Below are 6859 nucleotides of genomic sequence, written 5' to 3'. Positions count from 1 at the left end.
TTTATGTATGTGATCGTCTATTATTTTTTCCACAAATGCAACTCCTCTTTTTATGTGATTATACATATTTTATCAATTAATCCCTAATAATTCCATGGTTAGTGAAAAAACAAATAGTCAATTGCGTTTCTTGGAATGGGAATGCTCACGAGTGGGATGGGATTTTTGTGTATGAAATCTTACAAATCACCACTTTGTTTAAAATTATAGATAGTATATAAAAATAGTTTTCTTAAAATATTATACTATTGATAAATAAAGTGTTTTTTGTCATGATAAGAGTGTGCCTCATGTAAAAGAACTTTCTAGAAAAACATATTGTGTTTATGTATTAGATTAATGGAACTTTTATGTTAGATAAAAAGTGTGAATTCTATATTGAAATAACATAGGGGATTTTAAGTTTTGATGTAATACATAAGAAATTTGAAGAAATCGTTGCACAAACACACAGTTTAATGGTAAAGTTCACATGAAGTTCACACGGAAGTCACTTCAATCGTTTAAAATGAACGACGTGTGAAAAATAAAACTCTTGCTAAAAAATGGAACTGGATGAATATTTTACTTTGATAATATTGTAAAGTACTAAGTTTATAGTTTTTCTCAAGAGGATAGTAGGGAAAGGAAGTAAAGACAACTTATGAAAAAAGTAATCGCAGGTTTAGCAGCAGCATCTGTAGTAGGCGTAGCAGTTCCAGGAATGGATTCTGCTCATGCACAAGTTTCAAATGATGCGCTAAAAGAAATTAATGGACAAACTCAAACACAAACTCAAACGACTGTAACTGAAACAAAAACAGTAGAAACAACTTCTGAATTAAAATACACAGTAACTGCTGATGTATTAAATGTTCGTTCAGGTGCTGGTACAGGACATGACGTTATTTCTAAAGTAAAAGCAGGTCAAGTACTACAAGTAATCGGACAAGAAAACGGTTGGTTCAAAGTTAGTGTAAATGGTCAAACAGGTTATGTAAGTGGGGACTTCGTAACAACTGGTGGCAATAAAGGAACTACTGTTCAACAAGGAACAGGTACTTACACAGTAAACGTTTCTTCACTTAATGTACGTACAGGCCCAAGCGCGTCTCATACTGTTTTAGGTTCTGTAAATAAAGGTAAAACAGTTCAAGTTGTAGGTGAAGTTCAAGATTGGTTTAAAATTAACTTCAATGGTGGAACTGGATACGTAAGCAAAGACTTCGTAACAAAAGGTGGTTCAGCTGTATCTAATGAAACACAGCAACCAACTACAAACAACAACAATACTACTACAGTTCAAACTGATGGTTCATATGTTGTTAATACGGGTGCTTTAAAAGTACGTACAGGTCCAGCTACATATAACCCTGTAATTGGTGGGGTAACAAACGGTACAGTATTAAACGTTACTGGCGCTGAAAATGGTTGGTACAAAATTAACCATAACGGCCGTACAGGTTACGTAAGTGCAGACTTTGTTAAGTTTGTAAAAGGCGGAGTGAACAATGTAGTAACTGGTGGTAACCAAGGTACGAACCAAGGTACGAACCAAGGTACGAACCAAGTACAAAAACCAACAGCACCAACAGGTGGAGATACATCTTCAATCGCTGGGTTCGCTAGATCTTTAAATGGTTCACCGTACAAAACTGCTGGTGTAACACCTGCTGGTTTTGACTGCAGTGGATTCATCCACTACGTATTAAATCAAACTGGTCATTCAGGCGCTCGTCAAACAGTTGCTGGATACTGGAGCTCTAAAACAAAAACTAGCAATCCACAACCAGGTGATTTAGTATACTTCCAAAATACTTATAAAAACGGTCCTTCTCACATGGGCGTTTACTTAGGAAATGGACAGTTCATCAGTGCAGAAACTGACGCAACTGGTGTACGCATTAGCTCTGTAAGCAACTCTTACTGGAGTAAGCATCTATTAGGTTACACAAAAGCATACTAAGAAAAAGTAGTTTATATACTTTTCGTATAGAGAAAAGGCTTTCCAGGGAAACTTGGGAAGCCTTTTTTATAGTTAGACAAACTGACAGTATAATAGTATTTATCCCGCTTCAAAGTTCGGTGGGAGTCGGGCAAATAATGAGTGGGGATGGATAACTCTACTCATTAAGTTTTTACTTTATTTCAAATTCCCATGCAAAAAATTGGCATATAAATTATGAAAATAGTTTGGGCGGAATAAGTTTGCTGCATGTCCTGCTAACGGGATTTCTTTATATAAAACGTTTGGAAGAACGGTCTTTAAATCAAAGAGACACGATTTATAGAGATGGTCATGTTCGCCCATTACCCATAATATAGGGTGGGGAAGTGCTTTTAATTTAGATTTCAAGTCGAATTCTAAGCGATGTCGCAATGACTCAGCAATAATGGACGAGTGTAATTGTAACCCAAAACGGTAATAAATATTTCGTGAAATAACAGCGAACGGATTTGCCTTTAATATCCCGCTTGGAAAAATAGTATTTGCATACTGGGAAAGCCAAGATGAATAGTCATCTCCACGCTTCTCCCAAAACTTTTGAAATACGTTATATAAACGGGAAGGATTATTATAATGTCCACCAATATGACAAATGCTTAATACTTTTTCTGGGTGCATTTGTGCAAATGTCGTAGAAATATAACAGCCGTAACTTAAAGCGCAAATATGAGCCTCTTTAATTCCTTCTTTTTCATACAAATTCAATAATTGATCTACGAGGCGCTGTATTGAAAAGTCGATAGCTTCTCCTTTATCGTCGCCGTGACCTAATAAGTCATAAGTTATAATGTTGTAGGAGGCAGAAAATCGTTTATGCTCTTTTTTGAAGGCACGACGATTGCCAACTAAGCCATGAATAAAAATGATTGTTTCCTTTTCGGAATGTATATTTGTTTGCAAAAAGGATACTCCTTTCAATAACTGGAGATTTATATAGTATTTTAAATTAGTTATCTATAATTTACATAGAATAATATTAAGTACCAGGTAATAATATCAGATGTTTATATCTGTTGTAAAGATGAGTTTGTATGTATATTTTGTAAAAATAGAAAAAGTGTGTTTACATTCAGTTTACATTTGTATTGTATTCTAATTTTAGAAAGAAAAGTTTGGCTGAACACGAGGAGATGAACATGAATGGAAGTTAGAAATGAAATGAAGAAAAAAGGGAGTTGGAGGCAGTTTTTACGCCTTATTCAAGATACAAATCCTCCGAAAGGAATTCTTGCTTTTGCGTTATTAATGAGTTTGCTTTCTACGGGAGCGAGTTTATTTATCCCGATGTTAACAAAAGGGTTAGTAGATAATTTTTCACTTTCGTCAATTAGTACCGGACAAATTGTTGGGCTAGTTGCCTTCTTTGTAATGCAAACCATTGCTGCGGGATTGTCTATTTATTTACTGAATTATATTGGACAGAAGATTGTAGCTGGACTGAGAGAACGTTTATGGAAAAAGGTGCTTATTCTACCTGTATCTTATTACGATCAAAATAGAACAGGCGATACAATTAGTCGTATGACAAATGATACAGGTGTTGTGAAAACGTTAATTTCTGAGCATTTGTCAAATTTATTAACAGGCGGTATTTCGATTGTTGGATCATTAATCGTATTATTTGTTTTAGACTGGAAAATGACAGCTTTACTCTTAACGGTTATTCCATTATCTGTACTAATTTTAGTTCCACTTGGACGGAAAATGTATAAGATTTCAAAAGCGCTTCAAGATGAAACAGCATCTTTTACAAGTGTGTTAACACAAGTATTATCAGAAATTCGCTTAGTGAAATCTTCAAATACAGAAAAAAAGGAATATGAAACAGGAAATAAAGGGATACAAAAGTTATTACAATTTGGTTTGAAAGAAGGAAAAGTGCAAGCGTTAATTTCACCAGTTATGTCCTTTGTTTTAATGGCACTTCTTGTTATTATCGTAGGATATGGTGGAATGCGAGTTTCTAGTGGTGCATTAACAACAGGTGAACTTGTAGCGTTTATTTTATATTTAGTTCAAATTATTATGCCAATGAGCCAGTTATCTATGTTCTTTACACAATTCCAAAAGGCAATTGGTGCAACAGAAAGAATTAATACGATTTTAGAATATGAAGTAGAAGACCATGAAACTGGTGTGAAAGTTACAAATGCGAAGCAGCCGATAGTTCTTGAAAATGTACATTTTGAGTATAACGAAGATGAGAAAGTATTGAAAAATATTGATTTCACAATTGAATCTGGAAAAGTAACAGCGATTGTAGGGCCAAGTGGTAGTGGGAAAACAACGTTATTCTCATTACTAGAACGTTTTTATGAGCCAACTAGTGGTGCTATTAAATTAGGAAAAGAATCAATTTCGAGCTATTCATTACAGTCATGGCGACGTCAAATCGGTTACGTATCACAAGATAGCCCATTAATTGATGGAACGATTCGTGATAATATTTGTTACGGTGTTGAAGGCGAAGTGACTGATGAAGAAATCGAAAAAGTAGCAGCGATGGCATATGTTGATGCATTTATTCATGACTTACCAAACGGATATGCAACAGAAGTTGGCGAACGTGGTGTGAAGCTTTCGGGAGGACAAAGACAAAGAATTGCTATTGCCCGAGCGTTACTTCGAAATCCACAAATTCTTATGTTAGATGAAGCGACTTCAAGTCTAGATAGTAAATCAGAGTCTGTCGTCCAAAAAGCATTAAACAACTTAATGAAAGGCAGAACAACGTTAGTTATTGCACATAGACTTTCTACTGTTGTAGATGCAGATAAAATTATCTTTATTGAAAAAGGGAATCTTACAGGAAGTGGCTCACATGATGAGTTATTACGGACACATGACATGTACCGTGAATTTGCAATGCAACAATTGAAAATTAAAGAAGGCACGTTATAAAATGAATAATCAGTGGGGATTGTACTCCACTGATTATTTATTTTAAAAAATTATTTAAAGGATGCTAAATAGAAAGGAAGTGGTTCCTTTGATACCCAAAATTTTAATTGTTGATGATGATCCGCACATTAGAGAACTTGTTTCTGTATTTTTGGAACGAGAAGGTTTTCAAACATATGAGGCAATGGATGGTCTAGATGCACTTCAGAAAATGGATGAAGTGAAAGTTGATATGGTTATTCTTGATATTATGATGCCGAATATGGATGGATTTGATGTATGTTTTGAATTAAGAAAATACTATGATATTCCGATTTTGATGCTAACTGCTAAAGGGGAAACATCTCAAAAAGTAAAAGGTTTTCACCTAGGAACAGATGATTATCTTGTAAAACCATTTGATCCTATAGAACTAGTAGTGAGAGTAAAAGCGTTACTGAAACGTTATCAAATTACAGTATCGCAATCGATTCAAGTTGGAAATGTATTATTAAATCGTAAAACATTTGAAGTTATCTTTGGAGAACAAACGGTTACGTTACCGCTAAAAGAATTCGAGTTGCTCTTTACATTAGGCTCTAAGGCGGGAAGGACATGTTCGAGAGAGCAACTAATTGAAGATGTATGGGGATATGATTTTGAAGGGAATGAACGTACACTAGACGTTCATATTAATCGGTTACGTGAGAAGTTTCAAGAAGAAAAGTCGAAATTTAGTATTAAAACGATAAGAGGTTTAGGGTATCGCTTAGAGGTAAGTAAATGAGAAAAAGAGAACGAATGAGTAAGTTGAAGATGCTGAAAGTAATTGGAGCGGTAATAGCACTTTTTTCTTTTCTCACTATAATTTGGTCTGTAGCATTTTATGTATCATCTAGTATATTGGAAGCTCTTGAAATAAACGTATCACCTTTTATTGCTTTTCTAATTAGTGATATGGTCGGCTTTGTATTCATTGTTCTTATTTGGACATTGATTGGAATATTAATGAGACCAAAACGAGAGGCAATGATTTGGACTATTATTGAACCGATACAAAAAATTGCAAAAGGAGACTTCTCCGTAAAAATACGAAATGAAGAAAAGTATGATGGAGAAATTGGTGTGCTCGTAAAAAGTATAAATGATATGACAGAAGAGCTTAATGCAATGGAGAAAATGAGGCAAGAATTTGTATCGAATGTTTCTCATGAAATACAGTCACCTTTAACTTCTATAAAAGGTTTTGCTAGAGCGCTACAAGAGGATAATCTTTCAGACGAAAAAAGAAAGCACTACCTTACCATTATTGAAACCGAATCAACGAGATTATCTAAATTAAGCCAAAATTTATTGAAGCTAACCCTTTTGGAATCGGAAGAGTATGTACCAGAAAGAGTTACTTATCGATTAGATCAACAGTTAAAGCAAATTGTGTTAAATAGTGAACCACTCTGGGCTGAAAAAGAAATTGAGTTAGATCTTGATTTAGAAAAAGTGCATATTACTGCTGACCAAGAAAGTATGAGTCAAGTGTGGATTAATTTAATTCATAATAGTATTAAATTTACTCCGAGTGGTGGTACGATTACAATTCGGTTAAAAGAACATGAGGAATTAGTGGAAGTACGTATTCATGATAATGGAATTGGTATATCAGAGGAACAGAAGCAGCATGTTTTTGAACGTTTTTACAAAGCAGATTCTTCACGGAATCGCGCTCATGGAGGTAGCGGATTGGGATTGGCGATTGTAAAAAAAGTAGTAGATCTTCATCAAGGGGAAATTAAAGTTAAGAGCACGGAAGGAAATGGTGCGGAATTTATTGTACGTATTCCTTATTATAAAGAAAAACAGTGTTAGGGAAGTTTCCGCATGCCCATCAACCTAAAGAATCAAAATCCCCCCATAACTAAATTTTTATTCATTACTGACTACTGACTACTGACTACTGACTACTGACTACTGACTACTAATGGGTTATGTTAATTA

At 34.6% G+C, this 6859-nt stretch carries 5 protein-coding genes; 4 read left to right on the top strand and 1 reads right to left on the bottom strand.

Annotated elements, in window-relative coordinates:
- The first annotated feature begins 643 nt into the window (after nt 1–643).
- Nucleotides 644–1945, top strand: coding sequence for an enterotoxin EntFM (gene entFM, locus KI356_RS01785; RefSeq protein ID WP_212934643.1), 1302 nt, complete (start codon nt 644–646; stop codon nt 1943–1945).
- 177 nt (nt 1946–2122) lie between these two features.
- On the opposite strand, the gene KI356_RS01780 is transcribed toward entFM, so the two are convergent.
- Nucleotides 2123–2887 carry an alpha/beta fold hydrolase gene (locus KI356_RS01780; protein ID WP_212934642.1) on the bottom strand — a complete coding sequence of 255 codons (765 nt, stop codon included), beginning with the start codon at nt 2885–2887 and terminating at the stop codon, nt 2123–2125.
- A 240-nt stretch (nt 2888–3127) separates the two neighbouring features.
- Here KI356_RS01780 and KI356_RS01775 point away from each other — a divergent pair, with 240 nt between their 5' ends.
- The 3 genes from KI356_RS01775 to hitS all read left to right on the top strand — a co-directional run bounded on the left by KI356_RS01775 (nt 3128) and on the right by hitS (nt 6730).
- On the top strand, nt 3128–4888 hold the full coding sequence (locus tag KI356_RS01775) for an ABC transporter ATP-binding protein (protein ID WP_212934641.1): 1761 nt from the start codon (nt 3128–3130) through the stop codon (nt 4886–4888).
- 88 nt (nt 4889–4976) lie between these two features.
- A complete protein-coding gene (hitR, locus tag KI356_RS01770) occupies nt 4977–5654 on the top strand; it encodes an envelope stress response regulator transcription factor HitR (RefSeq protein WP_002118402.1) in 678 nt (225 codons plus the stop codon).
- A complete protein-coding gene (gene hitS, locus KI356_RS01765; RefSeq protein ID WP_212934640.1) occupies nt 5651–6730 on the top strand; it encodes an envelope stress sensor histidine kinase HitS in 1080 nt (359 codons plus the stop codon). The genes hitR and hitS overlap by 4 nt, the downstream gene beginning before the upstream one ends.
- Nucleotides 6731–6859: the final 129 nt, after the last annotated feature.

Origin of the sequence: Bacillus hominis, assembly GCF_018332515.1 — a bacterium.
In the GTDB taxonomy this organism is placed as follows: Bacteria; Bacillota; Bacilli; order Bacillales; family Bacillaceae_G; genus Bacillus_A; species Bacillus_A hominis.
The sequence above is the reverse complement of the archived record's forward strand: the minus strand, read 5'-3'. Positions and strand labels throughout refer to the sequence as shown.

Bases quoted from the DNA above. Each gene is read 5' to 3' on its own strand.
- entFM (WP_212934643.1), top strand. From the start codon at position 644: ATGAAAAAAGTAATCGCAGGTTTAGCAGCAGCATCTGTAGTAGGCGTA.
- hitS (WP_212934640.1), top strand. From the start codon at position 5,651: ATGAGAAAAAGAGAACGAATGAGTAAGTTGAAGATGCTGAAAGTAATT.
- KI356_RS01775 (WP_212934641.1), top strand. From the start codon at position 3,128: ATGGAAGTTAGAAATGAAATGAAGAAAAAAGGGAGTTGGAGGCAGTTT.